The following is a 24915-nucleotide window of genomic DNA, read 5'->3' as shown; positions in this document are numbered from 1 at the left end:
TAAAAATTAGGAGGTTAACAATTTCACTTACATCGAACTTAGGCAAAGTGTGTCTTTATAAAGCAAGATTTGGTGAATGCGAATACTTTGATTTTAATGATATCAATGAACAAGATATTCGTGCTGCGCTTAAGAGACTTGCTGAATACTCTTTGAGCAATTCTTAAATCTGTTAAGTATACAAAATTAAAAAATAATCCTTTTTATAATCTAACTGACTATGATGATGCTTTAAGTTCTAAAGCTAATTCAAATTAAGACACCCCTTATTTGGGTGTTTTTTAATAATAGAAAAGGATGCTTTTTAGCACCCTTTAAACTTAAAGTTAAAAGTCATTCATAGATAGTTTGTCTAACTTTTAATTTCTTTCCTTTAACATTTTTAACAGATCGTCACTAAGTTGGATATCAATATCTTCTATATCACTATCATCATCTTCTTCAACAACATATAAGCCTTCAATAAATTCAGTAAACGTCTCCGCAATTAGGAATAGATCTTTTTCGCCATCTCTTAGTTCATGATCCCAAAAATAAATTTTCCCTTGATTTATTTCACTAACATCTAAACAAATTTGGTCTCCTCCGTCTGCATCTGCGATAGGAATTATGTGTTCTGGTAATTGTTCTTTATATGTTTTTATAGCTTCTCGGATATCATAATCATTCTGCTCTAATCCATAAAACAATTCGACCGGCACTGATTCACCACCTAACCACACCGGTTTCTCTCTTAAATCGGTGTATACGTTATCTTCAATCCAACATTCTCCATATTCGCTTATAAAACTCTTATAATCAGAAGAAATATAATATCCGTTTTCTTCTTCTATTTTATTTATTTCGTTTAATGAGTTATTTGTTTTGGTTGATCTAATATCGATAGTGTACTGATCAAGTTTGTCTTTAATCCGTTTAAAACTCATTTTAATAGCCTCCTCTTAAGTCTGATGCAGCGCCAATATGTGGCACATTTTTATGTAAGTCAGTCAGAACAAGTTGCATTGTTTTATTATCTAAATGATGAGGAGTTAGCTTCACTTTTGCAAGCCATTCTTTCGCCTCATGTTGAGATTTAAACCCATACTGTTTTTTTAGTTTTTTATAAACCAAACTAAAATCAGATTTCTTACCAGTCAATTTCCCCTCTTTGAAATGAAGTCGCCCTTTTTCCCAAGGAGTGAAATTTGGGCGATTATCTATAAATTCAACTGGTTTTCCTCCAGTAACGGCCTTTACTTTTGGGTTATCTGAATACCATTTTCCGTTACCTGGCACACCTTCCCATCTTCCATTCGATCTTGGAAGACGAGTTCTTGGGTTTTTTATTCCTTCAGCCAGCATTGCTAAACGTTCTTTTAACGAAGCTCCGTCTACTACATTATAAGGAACATTTGAAATTCCTGCTAGTTGATGCTTTGGTGAATAAGGTAGCAAGTCGTAGATGGTAATGTTATTAGCGAGATGCTTAGTTTTATTCACACCACTTACAACAGCTGTTTTCGTTGTTGCTACGCCAGTTTTAGAAACAGATCCTAAACCTTTCGTTCCAAATATAGAAGTGGCTATGGTACCTGTTGCGTAGCTAACCCAATGTGCTCTAGAATAAGAGTCACCGTTTACCATATCTCTTTCATAGGAGTCTGAAATCGCTTTTCCAATCGCTTTCGACGTTTCAATTGGATGGGAAACAGCTGTTACGACTGATTCAACGGCACCCCCAGGGTCTGTCACAAGATCGTAGATTCCAACTACTGTATCTTTGGCCACATCATATAGACCAACTGCAGCACCTTTTACACTATCAACGAATACCTCTGATGCTTCTTCTTGTGCTTTGATTTGGAGGAGCTGGCTGTAATACATTTTTTGATCATATGAGAGATTTTCATATCCTATCTCATCTACAATCTCAAAGTATTTCTCTTCTGATATACACGAAGGATCATTGAGCTTTTCTTTCAGCTCTTTGATTCTTCGTTTCTCTTTTTCTTCTTTTTTCACCTTTAAATATGCTTTCACTTGAGCATCAATTTTCTCATGGTTTTTGTACACATCTGTCTCATGAAATGCTTTTGCATCATAATACATTGGCTGAGCGTTCTTTCCTTTTCCTGTTGCAGCCATCATTTTTGTATAAAAAGTTTTGAGGTGATTCTCAATTGCTTCTGTCTTTGCGTATTCCGTTTTCAAATCATTGTCTATTTTATGTAAAGCATCAATTGTCTCTTTTCTTTTTTTGTTCGCATCGTCTAAATGATCATCTATCTCTTTGCTGGAAAACGTCTGCAATTCAATTAAATCACTGATATCATCAAAAATAGTTGATAAGGCTTCTTTTTGTTCCTTGATCATATCTTTATTGTTCTGAATACCTTGCTTCAATTGAGCTTCTAAGAAGTGCTCATCAATAAATGTGCTTCCGCCTAATGATTCATCATCAAGCTTTCCTTTCACTCCATCTAAAAAAGCCTTTTGCATATCGATAAAATCAAGATAAGTGTCCGTGTATAGTGCAAGGTCATTATAAAAAGCTTTGATGTTATCTGCACCTTTTCCAGTAAATTCATCACCTAATCCCGACACACTTTTTAATGCTTTTTTCACATGTTTCATTTCTTCTTGAAGTTCATGATAGGCTTTTGACCTTTGTTCTATAGCTGATATTAGCGAGGGAGCATCTAATATTTTCATATAAAAAAAGACTCCTTTAATGGCATATTCTTTTACTAGAATACCATAAAGAGTCTTACACTTTAATCCACTTTATCGTTTTTTAACCAATTAATTTACTCATTAAAACTTGCTCAGTGTAAAAGACAAATCCCCCATCGCCTTGGCAATGAGGGTTTTCTTTATTAATACTGAGACATATACTGATCGCGTTTCGATGGGTGAACTTCGGTGCGGATTATGACCTGCATTTTCTTTGGATATTATTTTCGATCACGAACATTGTAAAGATTTTATGTTTTCATAAATGACATTGTGGGTGTTTCGTGGACGATTAGTGGGTGCGCCCACTAGCTTCAAATAAATGATTGAAGGATTATTCCTATAATAAAAGTAAGGGAGTACGTGCGTGACGCTAGAAATAAATTTTGATATAGATAGACAATTATTGGATAAAGCTATTGATCAAAAATTAGATGATTCCTTTATAAAACATCAAAAATCCCAGGTGACGTTAACGCCGTTCAAATGGGTACTATCGGGAAACGTGTTATGCGACGTGCTGCCGGTAAAGCATCCGAGAAGTTAATGAAAAAGATATTCAAATAAAAAAGCCCTTTGCGGGGCTTTTTTATATTGTAATAGCCTTTTCTGTAACATGATAAGTTTTAGAAGTAATGATTTTATCAAGCGACCAACCGGCAGCGAATAACACAGAAAAAATTGTTAAACTTAGAAATAACTTTTTCATCATAACGCCTCCGTCATCTTCAATATTTGTTGTTGAGCTTTGATGGTCCTTTTTAAATATTCTCTGTTCATTTCAAAATTCCCTTTTTGATAATTATAATCCGCAAGCTTTTCTGATAATTCTGCTACATCTTGCCATAAATTTTTATCTTCTAAATAAACAAGGCTTTCATTTACCTCCAATTCATTATATTCTTCATAGAGCGCATAAATGATTTTTAATTTAGAGATATATTCTTGATCGTCTGCAATATTTGCTCTGCTTATACCATCGGTAAAGTATTGATTTCCTTTATCTGTTTTACCTTTTTCGTAGAATAACCATGATAACATGTAGAGGGTTTTGATTCCCGAAATGGTTTCGGCGTGTTCTTTGATTTGAATTGATTTTTGGAATTCATCTTCTGCATTTTCAATTTTCCCTGCTCTTTTTTTGACTAGTCCTATATTATGGTGTATAACACCAACGATCCTGCGCGCTTTCTTTTCATTAAGCTCTTGAACTAGACTTAAAGCTTCTCTATAATAAGATTCTGCTTCGTCTAAACGATATAAGTCGTACATATTCGCTCCAAATTTAATATTACAACCTACTACTTTTGCTTTGTAAAATTCACTCGTTGAATACATTTCTTTTGCTTTTTCCAAGTGGTTCAATGAAACAAAATGTTGATCAATGCGATAATAAGCGTCAGCTAGTTTATAATGGAATTCTGCTCTCTCGATATCATCAGGTACATTCTTCAAATGTTCTTCTGCCACCTTGTAAAAATTAATAGCAGCAACATAATTTTTGTTGTGGAATTCGTGCATACCTCTAAAGAAGTTTGAATAGTAGTCAAGCGTCCCTTTGACGTGGGATTGTTTGTGCTCGATTTCTTTGAGTAAGTTGGGTAAAGTGGGGCGTTGTTGATTCATTTCAATAGGCTCAAGGCTCTCAAGCATAAGTCGATGCCTAAATTCCATCAATTGATAGTAAAGTAGTAAATCTTGATCCTCTTCCATATTCTCTATTTCTCTTTCTACCTGTTCCTTTAAATACTCTGCATCTGGCACACTGAATGTTCTTATAAATCTATACCATTCATTTATCTTGATACCAACTTGAGAAGAAAGAATTTTTTCCAATCCCGGCATCCCCTTCCATTCTCTATAATGACATATATTATCATTTTCAGAATAATTCCACACCGAAAAGAAACCGCAATTATTCTATTAAACCAAAATACATTGAAATGAATACATGAATCTATCTCATATTATAATAAAATACAGTTCAAAGTCACCATTAACGCTTAATATGGATTTTGTAACAATCTTTGTAATATAAAGTGAAGTGATTTTAATACCAGTAATATAAAGAGAATAGGGAGAATTTCACTGTTTTTTTTGATACATTATTTTATAATTGAGGCATAAACAACAAGACTTTTCTAACAATATAAACAGCCTCTTCATTAAATTTTTCGGAGGCGAATTTAACATGACATTCAGAAAAAAATTTGTTCCTGTACTACTCAGTGCAACTTTATTAACTTCTGGTTTTGGTACGACTACTGCTTTTGCAGCAGAACCAGCTAAAATCAACACCACCAGTACATACGAAAGTGTATAAAACCTCTTTACAAGAAGCAGCTACAAATAATAATATCAGTCCTGTTCAGTCCAGGGCTTGAGCCACTCAAACTGCCACAAACGGGGATGTTTCTACTCAAGGGGTGGTGTCAAACTTTTCCTCGGTACTTTACGTTCTGGTGGTTGGGTGCTGTCGAAAGCGTTGAAACCCTTTAAACCAAAGGCTGCTGCTTGGATTAGAAAGAATTCAGTTAAAATTGCAAAAATAATGGGGAAAAGTGGACGGAAAAACAGTTCACAAATTGCTTTTATCAAATTGGGCGTGCCTAGAGATGTTGCTAAGACTTTGGTAAAGTTCATCATTAATCTTCTTTGAATAAATAAAAGTGCTATTAGTTTTCTAATAGCGCTTTTTTATGGAGGGTATTCATGTCTTTTTCTTATGTTATTTCACTGACTTTTTTAGTGCTCCTTTTAGTATCGATCATACTCTATACTATTTTAAGAAAGAAAAACATTGTAGATGAAGCCCCTGGCACCACTGTTGCCTCACTTCTTATTTTACTAATATTATTTTCCCTAAGTTTCGTTATCGCAATTCCGAGCGCCTTGCTTTATTTAGTCTCATTAGGAGTAAACTTTCTTTTTGGAGAATACATAACTTATGATTCGTTTTTTTCTTTGATGACTTTCTCATTGCTGGTTAGTATCATTGTGATTTTTTGGTCATTCATAGTGTTAATCATAGGAAAAGGAATCACTTTTTTGTTAAAGGTACCTAAATGGGCCACCTATATTTTAGAATTTTTTGCTTCATGGGCCCTTATTTATTTCTCGATTAAATATGTACTCAACTTGAATATAGTTGAAGTTTCTATTTGGGGCAACGGTGTATTGATTTTATCTTTTTTTGTTAGTTTTTTATATATTGGTCTTGATATTATTTCCTCGGCACTTGATCAAAAAAATCAGGACATAGAAGAAGAACCCCCTATCCAATAAAAGACAGGGGGGTTACTCATTTTAATGCTTTTTCTAACACTTATAGACATTCGCATATATTTTATTTTAATAGGTTTCTAGCCTGACTTTTGCCTTATTGCTTAAAGCGGATCGGCTTTTGATTATTAAATACGCATGGTTACAGTCTCCTTTTATTTGACCTAAGCCGCACCTGATTGTTAGCCGTCATAATTGATTTTGTGAACAGCAGGAACCTTAAAGAAAGAACCTGCTTTGATCATTGCTTGATGTATAATTCTCTAGATTTTTTGCGGGTGATGAATGTTTTATCTAAAACACCCACAAAAACAAAAACCCCCTGAAGCCAATGGCTCCAAGGGATTTCCCGATTAATACTGAGACATATACTGATCGCGTTCCCATGGGTGAACTTGTGTTCTAAACATATCCCATTCGATTTCTTTTGATTCGATGAAGTGTTCGAATAGGTGATCGCCTAGTGCGTTGATCATGACTTCGTTTGATTTCAGCAGTTCAAGCGCTTCTGCAAGTGTTGCAGGCAGGTCAGAGATGCCGTTTTCAAGACGCTCTTCTTTGTCCATGACATAGATGTTTCTGTCGATTGGCGCTGGTGCGTCTAGTTTGTTTTTGATTCCGTCTAGACCTGCTGCAAGTAATACGCTTAGTGCAAGGTATGGGTTTGCAGATGGGTCTACGCTGCGCACTTCTACACGTGTGCTGATGCCGCGTGATGCAGGGATACGGATCAATGGGCTGCGGTTTTGTGCACTCCATGCCACGTAGCAAGGTGCTTCATAACCGGGTACAAGACGCTTGTAAGAATTCACCGTAGGGTTTGTGACCGCTGTAAAGCTTGTTGCATGCTTTACGATACCTGCGATAAAGTGTCTAGCCGTCTCGCTTAATTGTAAATCTGCTTTTTCATCAAAGAATGCGTTTTTGCCATTTTTGAATAATGATAGGTTACAGTGCATACCAGATCCGTTTACACCGAACAATGGTTTTGGCATAAATGTCGCATGAAGACCGTGCTTTCTCGCAATCGTTTTGACAACGAGTTTGAACGTTTGAATGTCATCACAAGAACGAATCGCGCCTGCATATTTGAAATCAATTTCATGCTGCCCAGGTGCTACTTCGTGGTGAGATGCTTCAATTTCAAAGCCCATTTCTTCAAGCTCTAGTACGATATCACGGCGGCAGTTTTCGCCTAGATCTGTTGGTGCAAGGTCAAAGTATCCACCTTTATCGTTTAATTCAAGCGTTGGCTCGCCTTTTTCATCTAGTTTAAATAAGAAGAATTCTGGCTCAGGTCCAAGGTTGAAATCACTAAATCCTAGTTCTTCCATTTCCTTCAAGACACGCTTTAAGTTGTTACGAGGGTCTCCATCAAATGGCGTCCCGTCTGGCTTATAAATGTCACAAATAAAGCGTGCAACTTTACCTTTTTCTGCTGTCCAAGGGAAAATAACAAATGTGTTGAGATCTGGGTATAGATACATATCTGATTCCTCAATACGTACAAAACCTTCAATAGATGAACCGTCAAACATACATTTGTTATCGAGAGCTTTTTCTAACTGGCTCACAGGAATCTCAACATTTTTAATCGTTCCGAGAATGTCTGTAAATTGCAGACGGATGTACTTTACGTTTTCCTCACTTACTAATTTTACGATATCTTCTCTTGTGTACTTTGCCATTTCGTAAAACTCCTCCCCTACAAAAGGTAAAATGTTTATAGCAATGCTTTTGCTAATCTGTTAACGGAAAAACCTTGACATATCCCCCTGCCTAAAGGTCGTTCCTTGTTGGAAACGTCCAGCCTGAATGAGTTCCTTCTTCAGTAGCTTCCTGAGTTCATCATCTGTCAAGTTGTGCTTCGCTGTGGTTTTCTCCTCAGTCTTTGTTTCAGACGCAGGATTCTCCGACTCAGCTTTGGCAAAAAGCTTTTTGATTCCTGCCATGTTTACACCTTGTTCGATGAGGTTTTTAATTTCTAGTAATTTATCAACATCATGGAAAGAAAATAATCGGCGATTCCCATCACTTCTTGCTGGAAATATTAAACCATTTTCCTCGTAATAGCGAATTTGTCTTGCAGATAATTCTGTTAGCTGCATGACAATCCCAATTGGGAATAAAGGCATTGAGCGGCGAATGTTATCACTCATCTCAACTGTCTCCTCCTCTTTGCTTAAATTTATTATATGTCATGTTATATTATGTGTCAACGAAATGTTAGGAATATTAACATGGATTTTTTATTGAGCAGGCACTTCGATAAAACCTTGTTCCAATAAGGCATCTACAGCACTGCAAATCGCATTTTTCACATGGGCATACGTGAGGCCGCCTTGAACGTAGGCAGTATAAGGAGGCCTGATCGGACCATCGGCTGATAATTCGATACTAGCTCCTTGCACAAAAGTGCCAGCTGCCATAATGACATCATCCTCATAGCCCGGCATATAGCTTGCATGCGGTGTGACGTGACTGTTGATCGGAGATGCATATTGAATGGCCTGGCAGAACGCAATCATTTTTTTAGGATCTCCAAATTCTACAGATTGAATCAAGTCCGTTCTTTTCGCATTCCACGCAGGGTTTGTTTGGAACCCAATCTTTTCAAGAAAACGAGCCGTAAACACTGCACCCTTTAAGCTCTGCGCAACGACATGCGGTGCTAAGAAAAATCCTTGATACATTTCCTGGAGCGCATACAGCGATGCACCCGCTTCACTGCCGATGCCTGGAGATGTCATTCGATAAGAACAAGCTTCTACCCATTTCTCTTTTCCGACGATGTAACCGCCTGTTTTGGCAAGACCGCCGCCTGGATTTTTAATGAGAGAACCAGCCATAAGATCCGCTCCCACATGACACGGCTCTTGTAATTCAGTAAATTCACCATAACAGTTGTCAACAAACACAATGATTTCCTCATTGATCTCTTTCACAAATGAAATCATTTGTCCGATTTCTTCAATTGTAAAGGATGGTCTTGAAGCATAGCCTTTTGAACGCTGGATGCCGATGACTTTTGTTTTAGAGGAAATAGACTCTTTTACTTTGTCGTAATCAACTGATCCATCTTGGCGCAAATCAATGGCTTTGTAGTCAATCTTGAAGTCTTTTAACGAGCCTGTCCCTTCTTTCCCGCGAATCCCGACAATTTCTTCTAGGGTGTCATATGGCTTCCCTGTCATGTAGATCAATTCATCGCCAGGTCTTAGCACACCGAATAAGGCAATGGAAATCGCATGTGTTCCGGAAATAATTTGCGGGCGCACAAGGCCGCTTTCTCCTCCGAATACATCCGCATAGATCTTTTCCAATGTGTCTCTCCCCATATCATCATAGCCATATCCAGTTGTCGGATTAAAGTGAGAGTCACTGACTTTATGCTTTCGGTAGCTTTCAAGCACCCGCCACTCATTTTGTTCGCTCGTTTGATCAATTTGCTGATGCATGTGTAAAATCTCTTGTTCTGTTTCTGCTGCTACTTTTTCTAAAATGGTGCCATGTTTTAAAGTGTGAAACATCTTCATTTAGTTCCTTTCCTACAACATATACTTCTTGATTTGACCTAATATGGTCTGCTCCTCACCACTAAATCCGGTGATGTCATAAAGCTCTGCTTCTTTTTGAAATTCTAGTGATTCCACGAGGGTTTCTGACTTTAATGCGGATATGAGCTTCCCTTCATACGCTGGAATCTTCACGTGATATGGCTTTAAAAAGTTTTTTTTCAGCTCAGCCATAATATCCGCTTTCAACCGCTTCACATCTTCCTCGCGTCTAGCACTGATTAAAATATGTCGCTGCTTTGAAGATGGGATAAAATCCGGTCTGATTTGATCTTCTTTGTTATAGACGGTCAGCATAGGAATACGGTCTGCTTCTAATTCCTCTAAAAGCTCATGAACCGTCCGTTCGTGTCCTTCGTAATCCTCATTAGATGAATCGATCACATGAAGCAAATAATCTGCTTCCTTCACTTCTTCGAGTGTGGAGCGAAATGCGGCAATGAGTGTTGTTGGAAGGTCTTGAATAAAACCAACTGTATCTGAAATCAGCACACTGTAGCCAGATTCTAATGTCATCTTACGTGTCATTGGATCAAGTGTCGCAAACAGCAAATCTTCTTCATGACTATCAGCATCTGTTAACTGGTTAAACAAAGTGGATTTTCCGGCATTCGTATACCCGACAATGGCAATTTGAAACACACCATTTTTCTTCCGTCGTTCTCGGTATCTTGTTCGGTGTTCTTTTACTGCAGATAGCTGCCCGTGAATTTCGTGAATGCGGCTTCGTATATGGCGTCTATCTGTTTCAAGTTTTGTTTCACCTGGACCTCTTGCGCCAATTCCGCCCCCTTGTCTTGAGAGGCTGATCCCTTGTCCACTTAGTCTCGGCAAGGCATACTGAAGCTGGGCAAGCTCTATTTGCAGCTTCCCCTCTCTTGTACGGGCTCTTTTAGCAAAGATGTCTAAAATCAATTGCGTACGATCAATAATTTTCACATCTAAGGCAGTCGCCAACGCTTTTAACTGGCTTGGAGAGAGCTCATCGTTAAAAATAATAACATCACATGTTAATTCCTCGCAAAGTACTTCAAGCTCTTCTACTTTCCCTTTTCCGATGTATGTTGCGCTGTCTTGTCTATTTCTTTTCTGCGTCATCACGCTGACAGCTTCACCGCCAGCTGTTTTGGTTAAGGAAGCTAATTCTTCCATTGAGTATTGAAAGCGTTCATCCGTTACATGCGGCAATTGACAGCCGACAAGGATCGCTTTTTCAGTCATTTCATGTTCATTCAACGTCAGTTGTTTCCTTTCTGTACTTAAGTTTTCAGTAGTACCATCATACCAAACACATCACACGTATACCACTATTCGGAAGGTTTATTTTAGCGTCTCTTCACAAAAAGGATACGCCATTTCAAGAAGGCGTATCCTCTTTCATTTGAAGGTCGTGACTTTTAATGGTCAGCAAATCTTTCTTATCGTAATGATCAACAAGAAGCAGTCTCATCGCCTGGGTTCGAATGGCTTTTTCAATGGTGTTTCGCACAAACCGGCCATTGCTGAATTTTGCAGGACTTGTGGTACTCTTAATGTGCATCAAATAATCTCGCAGCTTCCATTCTGCTTCTTGGGTAAAGACATATTCCCTGTCAGCCATCATTCGTTTTGCAATATCCATAAGCTGATCGACTGTATAATCAGGAAAGCTGATATTGATTGGAAATCTTGATTGAAGGCCGGGATTTAAAGACAGAAAATGATCCATTTCCTTAGAGTAACCAGCAAGGATGAGAATAAATTCGTGCTGTTTATCCTCCATATGTTTAACAAGGGTATCAATCGCTTCTTTTCCAAAATCCTTTTCTCCTCCGCGGGCAAGAGAATAGGCTTCGTCAATGAACAAGATGCCGCCTAGTGATTTTTTAATTAAATCCCTTGTTTTCTGCGCAGTATGCCCAATGTACTCTCCGACGAGATCACCGCGCTCAGCTTCAATTAAGTGCCCCTTTGAGAGGACATTCATTTCAAAGAATAGCTTTCCGACAAGCCTCGCAACCGTTGTTTTCCCTGTGCCTGGATTCCCTTTGAACATCATATGAAGTGCTTGTTTTCCTACCTTTAATCCTTGTTCCTGTCTTTTTTGATTGACAAAAATCCAGGCATAAATCTCTTTTATGTTTCGTTTCATTTCATCCATACCGACAAGGCTGTTCATTTCACGCTCTATTTCCCGTAAGATGCTGTGTTTTGCCTCATTTTTCTGCAAGGCTTCTAGGTATTCTGCCTCTGAATCTGCATCAACCAATACTTGCTTTTGTCCGTTAAGTATAATATTGATTTGGCCGTTGTTTTTATATGTGACAGCTCGCTCCAACGTATTCACCTCTCGCTCTTCTCTCTTTATTCTATTCGGGTGGAGCTGTAATCGTGACAATCGCCCGCTTAAGCCCAGGTTTGCTGTCAAAATGACCCGAGATACCTGTTATTGTAGGGATTTCTGCGGTTTCCCAGGAAATGATGTGCTATCTCTATTGTATTCATCCATTTTGGGCGGACAAACCAACAATTTGCTTTTTCTTAGAAAAATGTAGCTTTTTGATCACAAATGATGCAGAAAAGAGTCTCAATGATTTCCGCATTTTGTACAGGCAATTCTTCCATTTCCTCATAAAATAAAGACGAGGTGATGAATAGATGGTGAAAATTTTTATTGATCCTGGCCACGGAGGAACAGATTCTGGAGCTGCTGCGAATGGACTTTTGGAGAAAAATATAACACTTCAAATTGCGCTTTTACTAAGAGATATCTTGATTAGTGAATATGATGGGGTTTCCGTCCGCTTAAGTCGTTCAATTGACCAATCCGTCACTTTATCCCAGCGTACGAATGCGGCAAATAGCTGGGGAGCTGACTATTTCGTGTCTATTCATATTAATGCTGGCGGGGGCACTGGTTTTGAAAGCTTTGTGTATCCTGGCGTTTCAGCACCGACCACCACGTATCGCAATGCCCTTCATGATGAAATTGTCCGCTCGGTTGATTTTGCCGACCGCGGCAAGAAAACTGCAAACTTCCACGTTCTTCGGGAAACTTCTATGTCCGCTATTTTAACAGAGAACGGTTTCATTGATACGACAGCTGATGCAAATAAGCTCCGCAATGCTTCCTTTCTTCAAGGCATTGCTCGCGCTCATGCCAATGGATTAGAGAAGGCCTTTCAGTTGAAAAAAAAAGCAGGTAATCTTTATAAAGTGCAGGCAGGGGCTTTCAAGGTGAAAGCCAATGCTGATAAGCTGGCTGCCACACTTAGATCCAAAGGATTCGAAGCATTAGTCGTACTAGAAGGCGGTATGTTCCGGGTACAAGCTGGGGCTTTTCGTTCAAAGCAAAATGCGGATGACCTCGTAGTCAGATTGAAGCAGGCTGGTCACGACGCATTCGTTTTCCAATAAACTGAAGCTGTTATAACGAAACAAACCGGCTCAAGTCATCTGCAGAGCCGGTTTGTTGTCTATTGATTTATGCTAAGATGTTCACGACAAATTGAGACCACGTTTCAAGACGATCGAAGTATTCAGGCTTTTTCAAGTCTGCTGCTTTCATCCATTTTCCTGAGATTTGATCTATTTCTTTTACTTCCACATGAGCACCAGGTGATAATTCAAGTGCTGATAACAGCCCAATATGCACACGGCCGACACTGTTGTCATCATCATTGATTAATCCAAGGGTTTTCATCTCAAGTTTGTCTTCTTCTTGAATCGAAAGTTCCTCGTCCAGCTCACGATCCGTATTTTCTTTTAGGATCTCAGCAAAGTCTTTTCCTTCGATAAAATTCATATGACCGCCAAAACCAAGAGATAACTTATGATGTAATCTTGTCTCTCCCCCGCCTTGAAGTCTTTCATATACATATACTTCGTCTTCACGCTTAATGACGACATAAGGAATCGGCTGTTTGAAGTCAGGATTTTCTTCTGCATCCCCTCTTCGCATCTGCTCGAAGTGCTCTTCGATTTCTTTCATGATCGTTTTGATTGTTTCCTCTTCACTATTCACCCCATTAAACGCAAGTGTTTCGTTTTGGAAAACACGTTTGCGCGGTGCGACTAAAATGATTTCATCCATTTTTCCCATGTTCAGTAACCTCCAGTTTGTAACACGTTGTAAGAAATGGCAAAAAGCCAAAACGAGTGATGCGTTTTGACTTTTGCGTTTTACTTATGATTCATCTCCAAAGAAGAAGTCGTCATCTTTTAACGGCTCAACTGTTGCTTTTTTGTAGCCGTTCCCTTTCATTGAGAAGAAATCATGTGACTTTGTTTTTGTATTGAGTCCGTTCAATACAATCGGGTTAATCTCTTCTTCTTCAAAGTAAGGGGCAAATCCAAGGTTCATTAACGCTTTATTGGCATTGTAACGAATGAACTTTTTCACATCATGCGATAAATTGACTTGGTCATAAATATCCTCAGTGTAATGAAGCTCATTTTCATAAAGCTCGTTCAGCAAATCAATGGAGAAATCATATAGCTCTTTTTGCACGTCAGGTGTTTGTTTGTTGTAGATTTCTTGCGCTAATAACCCAACGTACACACCGTGAATCGCTTCATCGCGCAAAATCAAGTTAATAATTTCACCACTTTGCATGAGCTTTCCTTGTCCATAGAAATAAAGCGGGTAGTAAAAGCCGCTATAAAATAGGAAGCTTTCTAAATAAACAGAAGCAACCATTGCTTTAAACAAGGAAATAGGATCATCCTTTTGAATCGAACGGTATAGACTTACAATCATATCCGCTTTCTTCTGCAAGAATTTATTTTTCTTGACCCATTCAAACACTTCACTAATGGTTTCAGTTGGTGCAAGTGTCATGAAGATATTTGAGTATGATTTCGCATGTACCGCATTTTCCATCATCGCCATAAAGTTCAACACCGCTTTACGCTGATGACCGTCTACATGTTCTGCCACAATCGGCATCCCTGTATTTCCTTGTTCTGTATCAAGTAAAGTCAGTCCAGCAAGTACCTTCATGTACGTATCCCGCTCTTTTTCACCTAAATATTTCCATGTCAAGAGATCCCCGTTTAAGGAAATCTCTTCAGGAAGCCAGAACTGCTTCACATTTTGGTTGTAAAACATTTGTGTAAAATCGTCTTCGTGTTTTGACCAGTTGGCTGCATCATAAATTTTTGTCACGTTAAACTCTCCTTTAATCAAACAACACAAGAAAGACAGCCTTCCTGCCCTGTATCCTTCGTTCTTGCATAATAAAGTGTCTTAATGCCTTTATGGTGTGCATAAAGATCAATGCGGTTTAAGTCACGCGTTGTCATCGTATCTTTTAGGAATAATGTAAAGCTGATTCCTTGATCGACGTGCTGCTGAATCGTTGCGATCATATCGACCACTTTAAACATGTCCATATCGTACGCTTCTTTATAGAAGAACCAGTTTTGCGCTGAAAGACCTGGCATTGGGTAATATGTTTTGCTGTTGCCATATGTTCTTTCTTCGATACGTTCCATAATTGGCATAACAGATGCTGTTGCCGATTGAACATAAGAAATCGAACCTGTTGGTGCAATACATAATCTATAGCTATGGTACATCCCATTTTCCGCTACAAATTCTTTAAGTGCTGCCCAGTCTTCTTTTGTTGGAATGTGCATGCCTTCAAATAGTGCTGCCGCTTTTTCTGTTTTTGGTGTGAAATCATTCTCCACGTATTTATTAAAGTACTCACCAGTTGCATAGCCAGAACCCTCATAACGGTGGAATGTTTCTCCTTTTTCTTTTGCAAGCTCACTTGAGCGTTTAATCGAGTAATAGTTCACCATCATAAAGAACGTATTAGCGAAATCTCTTGCTTCTTCACTTTCATATGCCATTTGATTTTGAGCTAAATACCCGTGAAGGTTCATTGCGCCAAGCCCAATTGATTTCATTGCTTTGTTTGCTTTTCTAACAGCCGGTGCATTGCGAATATCCGTTGTTTCAGATACAAGCGTTAACGAGTCTGTTGCAAGCTTGACTGTTTTTTCAATTGATTTGTTTTTCATGACATTCATGATATTTAATGAACCAAGGTTACAAGAAATATCCAGACCGATCTCATCTTCTTGATCATAGTCCGTGTAAGAAGATACCTCTGAAGCCTGAAGCACTTCTGAGCAAAGGTTTGAGAATTTCACACGTGAAATATGGTTCAGCGCATGCTCTCTATTCACATTATCTTGGAACATGATATATGGATAGCCTGATTCTGAGCGCAGAACAGCCAATTTTTCAAGAAGTTTTCTCGGATTGACTTTTTCTTTTTTGACTTTCGGGTTTTCCACAAGCTCGTCATACATTTCTTCCATGTCCATCTCATCAAGATGCTGTCCATATTCTTTATAGACTGTGTGCGGATAGAAAGTGTAAGCTGTTTTATCTTCTCTTGCAAGCTCGATAAATTTGTCTGGGATGACAACACCAATGGAAAGTGTTTTCACACGAACATCTTCATCAGCAGAGATTTTTTTCGTATCTAAGAAATCATTGATATCTCTGTGGAAAATATTGAGGTAGGCACTGCCTGACCCCTGTCTTTGTCCCATTTGATCTGCATACCTGAATGCATTATCAAGAAGCTTCATCACGCCTACGACACCTTTTGTCGCGTTTTCTACATCTTTGATTGCTTCGCCTTTCGCACGAAGTTTTGACAGGTTCAAACTGACGCCGCCGCCTAGTTTCGAAAGCTGCATGGAAATATCAATCGCTCTTGAAATATCGTTTAAAGAGTCATTCACTTCAAGCAAGAAGCAGCTCACAAGCTCACCGCGTCTTTTACGTCCAGCGTTTAAGAATGTTGGAGTACTTGGCTGATATTCTTGGTTGATCATTAGTTCTACAAACTCAAGTGCTTTTTCTTTGTCTCCGCCCGCGAAGAAAAGAGCCACAACTGAAATGCGGTCTTCATAGCGTTCAAGGATTTTCTTTTTATCATTTGTTTTCAGTGCATAATCATTGTAAAACTTAAACGCACTCATAAATGATGGGAATCTAAATTTTTTGGCATATGCAGCTTCAAATACTTCTTTAATATCTGCCATGCTGTATTGCCTTAAAAATTCTTCCTCATAGTAGTCGTTTTCTATTAAGTAATCAATCTTCTCTTCTAAGTTGTGAAAGAAGACCGTGTTTTGATTAATATAATCTACGAAATAACTATGTACAGCTTCTTTGTCCTTATCGAACTGAAACTTTCCTTCTTTTTGAATCATAATCTCGTTATTTAATTGTATCCACTTTGGAACCTGATTTTGTGACAATTCTTTCTACCTCCTGTGTAAACAATTCAACATCCCTTTTTGTTCCGCTTAGTTCAAAGGTGTGCAAAATAGGAACTTGATATTGTTTAGAAATCGTATCGGCGCTTTTTGCAAAATTATCTCCCCACACTTTGTTGCCACTCACCGCTACACCTAGTAAAAGGTGAGCATTTTTCTCTAAAAAGGACTGAGTGGTACTAGGGACTTGTCCAAATCCTGTCGTAAAGGTGACGAGAATAAACGGCGTATCCAAAAACTCTTCTCCAGTCAATTTTTGTTTGTCTGTAAAAGGGGTCTTGTCCAAAAAGCGTTGAACATTTCCTGTTTTTGAATCAAATACGATTTGAATCAATTCCATCACGACCTAGTTTTTAGTATTGTTGATCATTTCGTTATTCACTATATATAGTATACTATGTTTTTTTAAAACACAACATATAGATGTTCGAAACGAAAAAAATCAACCAACCCGGCCGAACATTCATAGCCGAACTCGTACGTTCAAATAAATAGAGCAGAGCAGGATCTAAAAATAGACTGCCCTACTCCCTATTCAACTGAAACCGAAATCTATCATAACACGAAAAAAAATCGCTTAGTAGACTAGACTTTTTGTTTTATTTTTTGTAGGCATCGCACTGTAAATCTTCTGACACTTCTGTTATTTCCACTTCAACACCTAATTCTTTTAGCACCGCTTCAAGCGCAGAAACGATTGAAGCTTCTCTCACTAATTCTTTCCCATTTACAGAAACACTTGTTCCATATTCGAAACAGGAGTCGTCTTCACAAGTTTGTTCCCAGTGATTAATTTTAATTTTGTGTGACATGAACTCATCCTTTTCTGTCTAGATGTCTGATGCATGATTATAGTGTAGCGACTTCACATACATTTGTAAATTGACGTGCTTACTCTTCATCAAGCCCATCATCATATTCTTCGTCCCATTCATCTATGTATTCCGTTTTAACGAGGGTCAGCTCCCCTTCTTTTTCATCAAACCGGTACACATGTACTTCATCATCCTTAACAACAGCAAAGTGATTATTTTTTAGCGCAACAGCTGATTGTAAAAGGCCTTCTATATTTCCATTATCATTTTGATAAGAATGGTTATGCCAGCTTTCCTGTCTCGTTTCAATGTTTGAAATGGCACACGATCCAAATAAGACAACGATTCCAATCAAAAGGAGTATCACTCTAATCCTTCTTAATTCAAGTTCTGCATTTTCCATATAAATCCCCTCACCTTTTTAAAAGTCCAATAAGGAATCATACGCAAAATGGACAGAAAAGTTTCACGGCATACAAAATAGCCCCTCTGCACTGACAAAAAACGTAGCGGGTTCCGGCCGGTTTATTCGCAGATGCATGGGGCTATTAGATACAAATTGTCCTATTCTAATTCTAGATTTACATTTTTTTGAGGTGCAAATGTAGAAATGGCGTGTTTATAAATAAGCTGCTGCTTCCCTTCTGTCTCAAGCAGCACTGTAAAATTGTCAAATCCTTTCACTTGACCGCGAAGCTGAAAGCCATTCAGTAAAAATACGGTGACAAATGTATTGTCTTTGCGGATCTGATTCAAAAATTGGTCCTGAATATTAATCGGTTTCATGTTTCGTCCTCCTTGATTCTGATAACTACAGTTTCGCTTTAAGTCCAAGCTTTCCTGCTATATATGCGAAAATTTCCTCTTTTTTGTCTGAAAAGTGGCAAGGTGGTGTCATATCAAACCAGGTGACATCCATTTTATTACGGAACCACGTAAACTGACGCTTCGCATATCGCCGGGAATTTTGCTTTAATTGCCGGATGGCTTCATTAAGAGAGCAGTCACCTTGAAAATAGGCATACAGTTCTTTATAACCAATCGCTTGAACAGACTGACAATCCTTCAAACCAGATTGATATAGCGCTCTCACTTCTTCCATTAAGCCCTCATCTAACATCATATCAATTCTTTGATGAATGCGCTCGTACAAAAGCTCTCGCTCCATTTTCAGCCCAATGAAGGCTGTGTCGTAAAGAGGAACTTCCTGATGCCCGTTTTGCATCTCAGACATTTTTTGACCGGTTGTATGTATCACCTCTAGCGCCCGGATCACACGGCGGACGTTATTCGGATGGATCGCTTTTGCAGCGTCAGGATCTACTGCCTTTAGCTTTTCATGCAGCCGAAGCGGCCCATGCTGCTGTTCAAACAGCGTCATTTCCTCTCTAAAGGCGGGGTCACTTTTCTCTTCGGTAAATGTGTAATCATATAAAACAGATTGAATATACAGACCTGTTCCGCCGACAATCATTGGCGTTTTTCCTCTACCCGCAATCTCTTTGATTTTCAAACGGACAAGCTGCTGAAATTCAGCTGTAGAAAACGATTCATCCGGCTGTTTCATATCAATTAGATGGTGCGGGACGCCATCCATTTCTTCAGGGGTGATTTTCGCTGTTCCAATATCCATTCCTTTATAAACCTGCATAGAATCTCCGCTGATGATCTCTCCATTAAATGCTTTGGCTATATCAATGCTCAGCTTTGTTTTGCCGACAGCCGTCGGTCCTACTAACACAATCACTGGTTGTTTCGCTTTTTTCATAACATCACTCTCTTTTACAAACTGCCTACAGTATAGCATAACTTCTGTTTCTCTCCTATATACTGCCCATCACCAGCCGAGTGGTTCATTTCCAACCACTTCATATGTTTTTCCTTTTAAACGATGGGTATGCGTTGGCCTCTCTTCATCTGGACTATAGACGACACCTCCGTATGGGATGGGGACAGGATCTGTATAAGCAGAATATGTGACTTCCTGAATTTCGTGATAATGTGTGCCATCGGCTCTTGGGATAGCAGGTCCTGTGATGCCATAATATCTGTGAAAATGACCCCTTTCAAAAGAAGTGACCCCTCGATAGTAATGCGTATGCTTGTCAGTACTGCTTCCATTTACAGGCTGAGAGATCCCTTCTATTAAATGATAATGCTCTTCTGTTACATCCGTACGTGCTTTATATGCATGAGCATGCGGCGGACATTTTGCCCAATCAGATGGATACAGGCCCATTTAAGACATTCCTCCTTATATTAGGCGGTCACCCAAACACATGTAGGCCATTTGCATACACTGATGTCAGTTACAGTGATTTTATGTGAGAGGAGCCTTTTTTTATGAATTATTTTGAAACACCGCCGTTTATTCAAGAAGACATGAGAAGACCTTTTGGATTTGGACGCCCTGGCTTTGGGTTTGGAAGACCTGGCTTCGGTTATGGGAGACCTGGATTTTTTGGACCTCCATTTTTAGGTGGTTTTGCCGGAGGACTACTTGCTGGATCCCTGCTCGCTCCAGGATATGGATATCCTTATCCACCGCCATATCCGCCATATGGACCATACCCTTATTATTAAATATGACTATTTAGTGAAAACATCCTTTCATAAAATGAATCAATTGACACACTAGTTTTTCATGGGTTAACATTTACTTTACCGACCGTTCAGTAAAGTAGGTGTTTTTTTTATGTCTAAAACCAAAAAAGAACAAATTTTTGAGGCAGCTGCTCGTACGATTTTAAAAGAAGGATTAAGTCAGCTGACCCTTCAGCAGGTAGCAGAGCATGCAAATATGACCAAAGCCGGCCTGCTTTATCATTTTTCAAGCAAGGAAGAGCTCATCCAAAAAATGAATGAGCACGCGATCGTCTGCTTTCGTCAGCAGCTCGAGTCGTATCAGGAAACATGCAAAAACGAAAAGGCTCCTTATGTACGTGCATATATTTTGGCGACATTAAATGATCTTGATATGCAAAATACGACCCAGTTATGTACAAGCATGCTGGCCACTATGTCATTTGATGAAGCGTTATTGAACCCTTGGCGTGATTTTTATGCGGAGTTCAAAGAGAAAGCAGCAGAGGAAATAAACGATCCTGCGCTGAGCCAGCTGATCCGCCTTGCATGTGATGGGATATGGTTTTCAGAGATGTTTCAGCTTGAACCACTGAACCGAGAGGAAAAAACCCTTTTACTTCATCGGATTTTACACATATTAGAGGAGGGATGATGATGATCCTCGGATATCTTTTTTTAGCAGTTGCCATTTTTTCAGAAGCAATTGGGGCCGCGATGTTAAAACTATCAAATGGCTTTACGCGCATTAAACCTAGCGCTGTCGTTGTCGCTTTCTATACACTTGCTTTTTATATGCTGTCATTAACACTTAACATCATTCCACTTAGCATGTCGTACGCAACATGGTCTGGGGTTGGTACCGTCCTCACGGCTTTTTTTGGCGTGCTCTTTTTTAAAGAAACCTTGAACCAGAGAGCAATCATTGGAATGGCTATGCTTGTCTTAGGGGTCGTACTTTTAAATATGTCATAAAGGATGTGAGGAGATCATGAAAGGAATGCTCTATTTAACAGGGGCCATTTTGACGGAGGTTTTTGGCAGTACGATGCTGAAGCTTTCGCAAGGTTTTACACAAGTGCTGCCGAGTATTGGGGTGCTGATCGGATTTGGATGTGCCTTTACTTTTCTTAGTTTGGCACTTAAAACAATTGAGCTCTCATCCGCCTATGCCACATGGTCTGGCGTCGGAACAGCACTCACCGCTCTTGTAGGGCTCGTGTTATTTAACGAAACCATTCATATGAAAGGCTTCATCGGTCTTGCACTCGTGATATGCGGTGTGATTGTCTTAAATCAGTCCAAGAAACAAAAGGAAGAAAACAAAGAACAAATGGATCAAACCGAATGGACGTCATAAAAAAAGTCATTTTCTCCATGTAAAAGGGAAAATGACTTTTTTGCCTTAACGGCCGACTTGAATGGTTTCTTCTAAGGAAATGTCCACATTTCCCTGAACAGCTCTTGAGATCATACATGAGCTTTCGGCTTTATGTGCAAGCTTACGAGCTAGTTCAATATCATACGTGGAAGCGGACTCTTTGAGGATAATGACAGGTCGATGAATGATTTTCTCATATGTAAACACACCATTTGTCACATCTACGACGGCCTCAGAGCTCATCGATAGATCCTCTTTCTCTAATTGACTCCGCTCCATCATGGCGGCAAGTGTAATGATATAACACGTGGCCGCTGCACCTAAGAGCATCTCATCTGGATTTGTTCCGATGCCCGGGCCGTCCATTTCTTTTGGAATCGAAATCTTCGTTTTTAATTGCTCACATGTAATTGTACCAACATCGTTACGCAGACCAGGCCAGTTTGCCTGAAGATGAAAATGATGACGCGCCATATCCGTCTCTCCTTTTGTTATCACTTTTTATAGTGTAACAAGAAGTCACCCTGCTTGTCTTAAGATGTGCACAATCCTTATGTATATTCTTCATCCAGCACCGTCCGAATCGCCCTCACATAACGGTAGAACGCTTCATTTTTCGTACTCGACCGCCTCCGAAAATCGAAACTGTCAAATAAAGCTTCACGTTGACTTCTACTGATCTCAAGCTGCACACTTTGCCCTGTTTTTGTAAGATTATTAATATTATGATTGCTCGTTCCGCTTAGGGATGCGTGTGCAACAGCAAGTTCAGCAGAAAATCCATTCCGCTCTAATGAGTTCACAATTTTCTCTGCACGGTCGTAATCGGTTCCGCCTACAAGAGTATGGTCAATTCCTTCCTCACCTCTATAGCCGTGCACTGCTAATACATAATCATGTGCTTTTGCCTGTGCGACTCCGATAGGTTCATCAAAGTTTGTGCTAGTAATATGAAGTTCTGACGCATTCTCTCTTAAACCTTCAAATAAATACGTAGAAAAATCGTTATCAAAAAAATGGACGATCTCGCTAACGCCGCCTTCAATTCTCCCGCCATGGGGTGACATCACAAGAAGACGGCTGCCAGGCACTGGGTTGGCTGTAATTTGATAGCTGCTAGTTGATTCGTTCTCTTCCAGTTCTTTAAAATTGCGATAAATATCATTTGAACCGCTTTCGTCTTCCCCACCTGATGAAAATGGCTCATCATGTTCCTGTGCTTGCATGGTATAATAAACGCCCCATCCGATCGCAAGCAGGAGAAGCAAAGCAAAAAACTTCTTCATTCCCGTTCTCCTTTAACAGATTTCTAAGCCGTTTCTATGATTAATATTGAATCATCATTTCTTTTCATTTTTTCCACATTTTCTCTTCAAATTTGATCATAACACTCTAGATCATGAGATTCCTCAAAAATAAGATAATTGCATTTATATACACAGAAACGTCTCTCCTGTTTGAAAACAGAGTTAGAATAGTATGACAAACAAATGAAGTTATGTTTAAAATGACCTAGTCCTACCCAGTCTGTTTTCTTTAATTCGGCTTTTTTTTATGCGAATTTGATTTTTTTCAACTGTGACGCATCACATTTGTATGAGCATTGACCCTGTCCAGCCCCCCCCTTTTTTCTGCAAAATCCATTGTTTCACTGGTTCTCTAAGAAAAACTCTCCCACCTATCATCGGCAGATTCTATATGATTTCCACCTTTTTCTATTATTTTACAAAATGTAAGCGTTTTTCTTTTTAGAAGAAATGAGCAAGCCGCCAATATGAAGAAAAGGAGGGACAAGAATCCGAACAAAGCAGCTTTCAGTCTCATAACGTAAGAGTGTACGAGAATTGATAGCTAGAATGGAGGGCATCACATGTTTGGATTTTCCATGGTGCAAATGGTCAGAACGCATGCTAGTAAACTGGATCAGCCGTTAAGAGAAACCGTCCTTCACCTTTATAAACCCTTTAAGTGGACGCCTTGTTTTTTTCATCGCTTTTTTGAAGGAAGATTAAAGAAGAAAAAGAAGCTTCGTGTGATCATTGAATTTAAGGAGGATGCAGTCGAAGCAGGTATTCAAAGCACAAAGCAGCTAATGAAAAAAAATAGAAAAACAAAGATAAAACAGCACTTTACCCACATCGATTGCTGCGCAGCTGATTTGACACCTGCTGCTTTAGAGGAACTGTTAGCGAATGGGGAGCATATTCGAAAGATTTATTTAGACCGACAAGTTCATGCGCTGCTCGATGTCGCAACACAAGCAAGTCATGCTGACCAAGTCATCCGAAATGGCACGACATTAACCGGTGAAGGCATGACGGTGGCTGTCATTGACACAGGGATTTATCCGCATGAAGATTTAGATGGACGGATTCGCGGATTTGTGGATTTAGTCAAACAAAAAACGAAGCCTTATGACGATAACGGGCACGGTACTCACTGCGCTGGAGATGTGGCTGGAGACGGAGGCGCCTCAGACGGCTTATACAAGGGACCTGCCCCAAAAGCAAATCTCATTGGCGTGAAAGTGTTAAATAAACAAGGCGCTGGATCACTTTCTACTATTATAGAAGGTGTTGAGTGGTGCATACAGTTTAACGAAGACCATCCCAATGATCCAATTCATATTATGAGTATGTCACTAGGCGGAGAGGCTCAGCGTTATGATGATGAAGAAGATGATCCGATGGTGCGCGCTGTCAATGCTGCTTGGGATCAAGGCATTGTTGTCTGCGTCGCTGCTGGAAACTCTGGTCCTAACAGTCAAACGATTGCGAGCCCGGCTGTCAGTCAAAAAGTCATTACGGTCGGCGCCTATGATGACCGGAATACACCAGAATCAAGTGACGATGTCGTGGCACCATTTTCGAGCAGAGGCCCAACTGTTTATGGTGAAGCAAAGCCAGATGTCCTTGCACCAGGAGTCAACATCGTATCTCTCAGATCACCAAGATCCTTTTTGGATAAACTAGATAAATCAAGCAGAGTCGAGGATGATTATACAACGCTATCTGGCACATCAATGGCAACACCGATTTGCGCCGGTATTTGCGCTCTTCTTTTAGAGCATTCCCCGGATTTAACACCTGATGATGTCAAAGCCCTATTAATAGAAAATACAAGCAAGTGGTCTGGAGATGATCCAATGATTTATGGAGCAGGTGCCATTGACGCAGAGAAAGCGATAAAAGAATAAATAAAAAAGCCCTTTACGTTTTTACGTAAAGGGTGTTGTTTGTCTGTTTTTATGTGTGAAGTCTTTCATCTACTTGAGCAGCTG

General features: G+C 39.4%; 27 protein-coding genes. 8 read left to right on the top strand and 19 right to left on the bottom strand.

The annotated features are described in order from the left end of the window. Positions 1 to 359 precede the first annotated feature (359 nt). The 3 genes from ACYH0L_RS08490 to ACYH0L_RS08480 all read right to left on the bottom strand — a co-directional run bounded on the left by ACYH0L_RS08490 (position 360) and on the right by ACYH0L_RS08480 (position 4560). The gene (locus ACYH0L_RS08490; protein WP_327925245.1) at positions 360 to 926 is read right to left on the bottom strand and encodes an SMI1/KNR4 family protein; all 567 of its coding nucleotides are present in this window, start codon (positions 924 to 926) and stop codon (positions 360 to 362) included. A 1-nt stretch (position 927) separates the two neighbouring features. Continuing rightward, positions 928 to 2694, bottom strand: a complete 1767-nt coding sequence (locus ACYH0L_RS08485; RefSeq protein WP_327925246.1) for a T7SS effector LXG polymorphic toxin — start codon at positions 2692 to 2694, stop codon at positions 928 to 930. Positions 2695 to 3423: 729 nt separating this feature from the next. Then, entirely contained in the window at positions 3424 to 4560 is a 1137-nt protein-coding gene (locus ACYH0L_RS08480) for a Rap family tetratricopeptide repeat protein (protein ID WP_230030194.1), read from the bottom strand. A 346-nt stretch (positions 4561 to 4906) separates the two neighbouring features. Between ACYH0L_RS08480 and ACYH0L_RS08475 the strand changes: the two genes are divergently transcribed. Both ACYH0L_RS08475 and ACYH0L_RS08470 read left to right on the top strand, forming a co-directional pair. Continuing rightward, positions 4907 to 5038: a hypothetical protein gene (locus ACYH0L_RS08475; RefSeq protein ID WP_257213593.1), complete on the top strand. Its 132-nt coding sequence runs from the start codon at positions 4907 to 4909 to the stop codon at positions 5036 to 5038. A 389-nt stretch (positions 5039 to 5427) separates the two neighbouring features. Continuing rightward, positions 5428 to 6000, top strand: coding sequence for a hypothetical protein (locus ACYH0L_RS08470; RefSeq protein WP_327925247.1), 573 nt, complete (start codon positions 5428 to 5430; stop codon positions 5998 to 6000). Between the two features lie 350 nt (positions 6001 to 6350). Here ACYH0L_RS08470 and glnA read toward each other — a convergent pair whose 3' ends face one another. From glnA to spoVK, 5 genes are all read right to left on the bottom strand, one after another. Continuing rightward, complete coding sequence (gene glnA, locus ACYH0L_RS08465) at positions 6351 to 7685, bottom strand: type I glutamate--ammonia ligase (protein WP_099725751.1); 1335 nt, start codon at positions 7683 to 7685, stop codon at positions 6351 to 6353. 60 nt (positions 7686 to 7745) lie between these two features. Further along, positions 7746 to 8156: a MerR family transcriptional regulator gene (locus ACYH0L_RS08460; protein WP_099725752.1), complete on the bottom strand. Its 411-nt coding sequence runs from the start codon at positions 8154 to 8156 to the stop codon at positions 7746 to 7748. 90 nt (positions 8157 to 8246) lie between these two features. Continuing rightward, positions 8247 to 9527 carry a methionine gamma-lyase family protein gene (locus ACYH0L_RS08455; RefSeq protein WP_099725994.1) on the bottom strand — a complete coding sequence of 427 codons (1281 nt, stop codon included), beginning with the start codon at positions 9525 to 9527 and terminating at the stop codon, positions 8247 to 8249. An 18-nt stretch (positions 9528 to 9545) separates the two neighbouring features. Further along, positions 9546 to 10808 carry a GTPase HflX gene (gene hflX, locus ACYH0L_RS08450; RefSeq protein WP_327925249.1) on the bottom strand — a complete coding sequence of 421 codons (1263 nt, stop codon included), beginning with the start codon at positions 10806 to 10808 and terminating at the stop codon, positions 9546 to 9548. A gap of 121 nt (positions 10809 to 10929) precedes the next feature. After that, entirely contained in the window at positions 10930 to 11889 is a 960-nt protein-coding gene (gene spoVK, locus ACYH0L_RS08445) for a stage V sporulation protein K (RefSeq protein ID WP_024424083.1), read from the bottom strand. A 320-nt stretch (positions 11890 to 12209) separates the two neighbouring features. On the opposite strand from spoVK, the gene ACYH0L_RS08440 reads away from it, so the two are divergent. Continuing rightward, entirely contained in the window at positions 12210 to 12968 is a 759-nt protein-coding gene (locus tag ACYH0L_RS08440) for an N-acetylmuramoyl-L-alanine amidase (RefSeq protein ID WP_099725754.1), read from the top strand. Between the two features lie 67 nt (positions 12969 to 13035). Here ACYH0L_RS08440 and ACYH0L_RS08435 read toward each other — a convergent pair whose 3' ends face one another. The 9 genes from ACYH0L_RS08435 to ACYH0L_RS08395 all read right to left on the bottom strand — a co-directional run bounded on the left by ACYH0L_RS08435 (position 13036) and on the right by ACYH0L_RS08395 (position 19910). Further along, positions 13036 to 13653 (bottom strand): hypothetical protein, encoded by a 618-nt coding sequence (locus ACYH0L_RS08435; RefSeq protein WP_099725755.1) that lies wholly within the window; start codon positions 13651 to 13653, stop codon positions 13036 to 13038. Between the two features lie 84 nt (positions 13654 to 13737). After that, positions 13738 to 14718 carry a class 1b ribonucleoside-diphosphate reductase subunit beta gene (gene nrdF, locus ACYH0L_RS08430; RefSeq protein WP_024424085.1) on the bottom strand — a complete coding sequence of 327 codons (981 nt, stop codon included), beginning with the start codon at positions 14716 to 14718 and terminating at the stop codon, positions 13738 to 13740. A 17-nt stretch (positions 14719 to 14735) separates the two neighbouring features. Beyond that, positions 14736 to 16838 carry a class 1b ribonucleoside-diphosphate reductase subunit alpha gene (nrdE, locus tag ACYH0L_RS08425; protein WP_099725756.1) on the bottom strand — a complete coding sequence of 701 codons (2103 nt, stop codon included), beginning with the start codon at positions 16836 to 16838 and terminating at the stop codon, positions 14736 to 14738. Continuing rightward, positions 16798 to 17190, bottom strand: a complete 393-nt coding sequence (nrdI, locus tag ACYH0L_RS08420; RefSeq protein ID WP_041816236.1) for a class Ib ribonucleoside-diphosphate reductase assembly flavoprotein NrdI — start codon at positions 17188 to 17190, stop codon at positions 16798 to 16800. The genes nrdE and nrdI overlap by 41 nt, the downstream gene beginning before the upstream one ends. 265 nt (positions 17191 to 17455) lie before the next feature. Then, positions 17456 to 17668, bottom strand: a complete 213-nt coding sequence (locus ACYH0L_RS08415) for a hypothetical protein (RefSeq protein ID WP_099725757.1) — start codon at positions 17666 to 17668, stop codon at positions 17456 to 17458. 79 nt (positions 17669 to 17747) lie between these two features. Continuing rightward, positions 17748 to 18074 carry a YmzC family protein gene (locus ACYH0L_RS08410; protein ID WP_099725758.1) on the bottom strand — a complete coding sequence of 109 codons (327 nt, stop codon included), beginning with the start codon at positions 18072 to 18074 and terminating at the stop codon, positions 17748 to 17750. Positions 18075 to 18235: 161 nt separating this feature from the next. Next, the gene (gene hfq / locus ACYH0L_RS08405; protein ID WP_003211269.1) at positions 18236 to 18457 is read right to left on the bottom strand and encodes an RNA chaperone Hfq; all 222 of its coding nucleotides are present in this window, start codon (positions 18455 to 18457) and stop codon (positions 18236 to 18238) included. 25 nt (positions 18458 to 18482) lie between these two features. Beyond that, on the bottom strand, positions 18483 to 19439 hold the full coding sequence (gene miaA / locus ACYH0L_RS08400) for a tRNA (adenosine(37)-N6)-dimethylallyltransferase MiaA (protein WP_256499594.1): 957 nt from the start codon (positions 19437 to 19439) through the stop codon (positions 18483 to 18485). A gap of 69 nt (positions 19440 to 19508) precedes the next feature. Next, entirely contained in the window at positions 19509 to 19910 is a 402-nt protein-coding gene (locus ACYH0L_RS08395; RefSeq protein WP_099725760.1) for a YmaF family protein, read from the bottom strand. A gap of 104 nt (positions 19911 to 20014) precedes the next feature. Here ACYH0L_RS08395 and ACYH0L_RS08390 point away from each other — a divergent pair, with 104 nt between their 5' ends. The 4 genes from ACYH0L_RS08390 (at position 20015) to erbB (ending at position 21614) form a co-directional block, all read left to right on the top strand. Beyond that, positions 20015 to 20254, top strand: coding sequence for a spore coat protein (locus ACYH0L_RS08390; protein ID WP_099725761.1), 240 nt, complete (start codon positions 20015 to 20017; stop codon positions 20252 to 20254). Positions 20255 to 20366: 112 nt separating this feature from the next. After that, positions 20367 to 20909 carry a TetR/AcrR family transcriptional regulator gene (locus tag ACYH0L_RS08385; protein ID WP_099725762.1) on the top strand — a complete coding sequence of 181 codons (543 nt, stop codon included), beginning with the start codon at positions 20367 to 20369 and terminating at the stop codon, positions 20907 to 20909. A 2-nt stretch (positions 20910 to 20911) separates the two neighbouring features. Continuing rightward, positions 20912 to 21229: an SMR family multidrug efflux transporter EbrA gene (erbA, locus tag ACYH0L_RS08380; protein WP_482354456.1), complete on the top strand. Its 318-nt coding sequence runs from the start codon at positions 20912 to 20914 to the stop codon at positions 21227 to 21229. Between the two features lie 16 nt (positions 21230 to 21245). After that, complete coding sequence (gene erbB / locus ACYH0L_RS08375) at positions 21246 to 21614, top strand: SMR family multidrug efflux transporter EbrB (RefSeq protein ID WP_099725764.1); 369 nt, start codon at positions 21246 to 21248, stop codon at positions 21612 to 21614. Between the two features lie 45 nt (positions 21615 to 21659). On the opposite strand, the gene ACYH0L_RS08370 is transcribed toward erbB, so the two are convergent. Further along, on the bottom strand, positions 21660 to 22109 hold the full coding sequence (locus tag ACYH0L_RS08370) for an OsmC family protein (protein ID WP_099725765.1): 450 nt from the start codon (positions 22107 to 22109) through the stop codon (positions 21660 to 21662). Between the two features lie 77 nt (positions 22110 to 22186). Next, positions 22187 to 22921, bottom strand: a complete 735-nt coding sequence (locus ACYH0L_RS08365) for a poly-gamma-glutamate hydrolase family protein (RefSeq protein ID WP_099725766.1) — start codon at positions 22919 to 22921, stop codon at positions 22187 to 22189. Between the two features lie 584 nt (positions 22922 to 23505). Between ACYH0L_RS08365 and ACYH0L_RS08360 the strand changes: the two genes are divergently transcribed. Then, complete coding sequence (locus tag ACYH0L_RS08360) at positions 23506 to 24831, top strand: S8 family peptidase (protein ID WP_482354455.1); 1326 nt, start codon at positions 23506 to 23508, stop codon at positions 24829 to 24831. Positions 24832 to 24915: the final 84 nt, after the last annotated feature.

This window comes from Bacillus sp. MC1252 (genome assembly GCF_056838025.1).
Note: the sequence above shows the minus strand (reverse complement) of the source record. Positions and strands in the feature narration are given on the sequence as shown.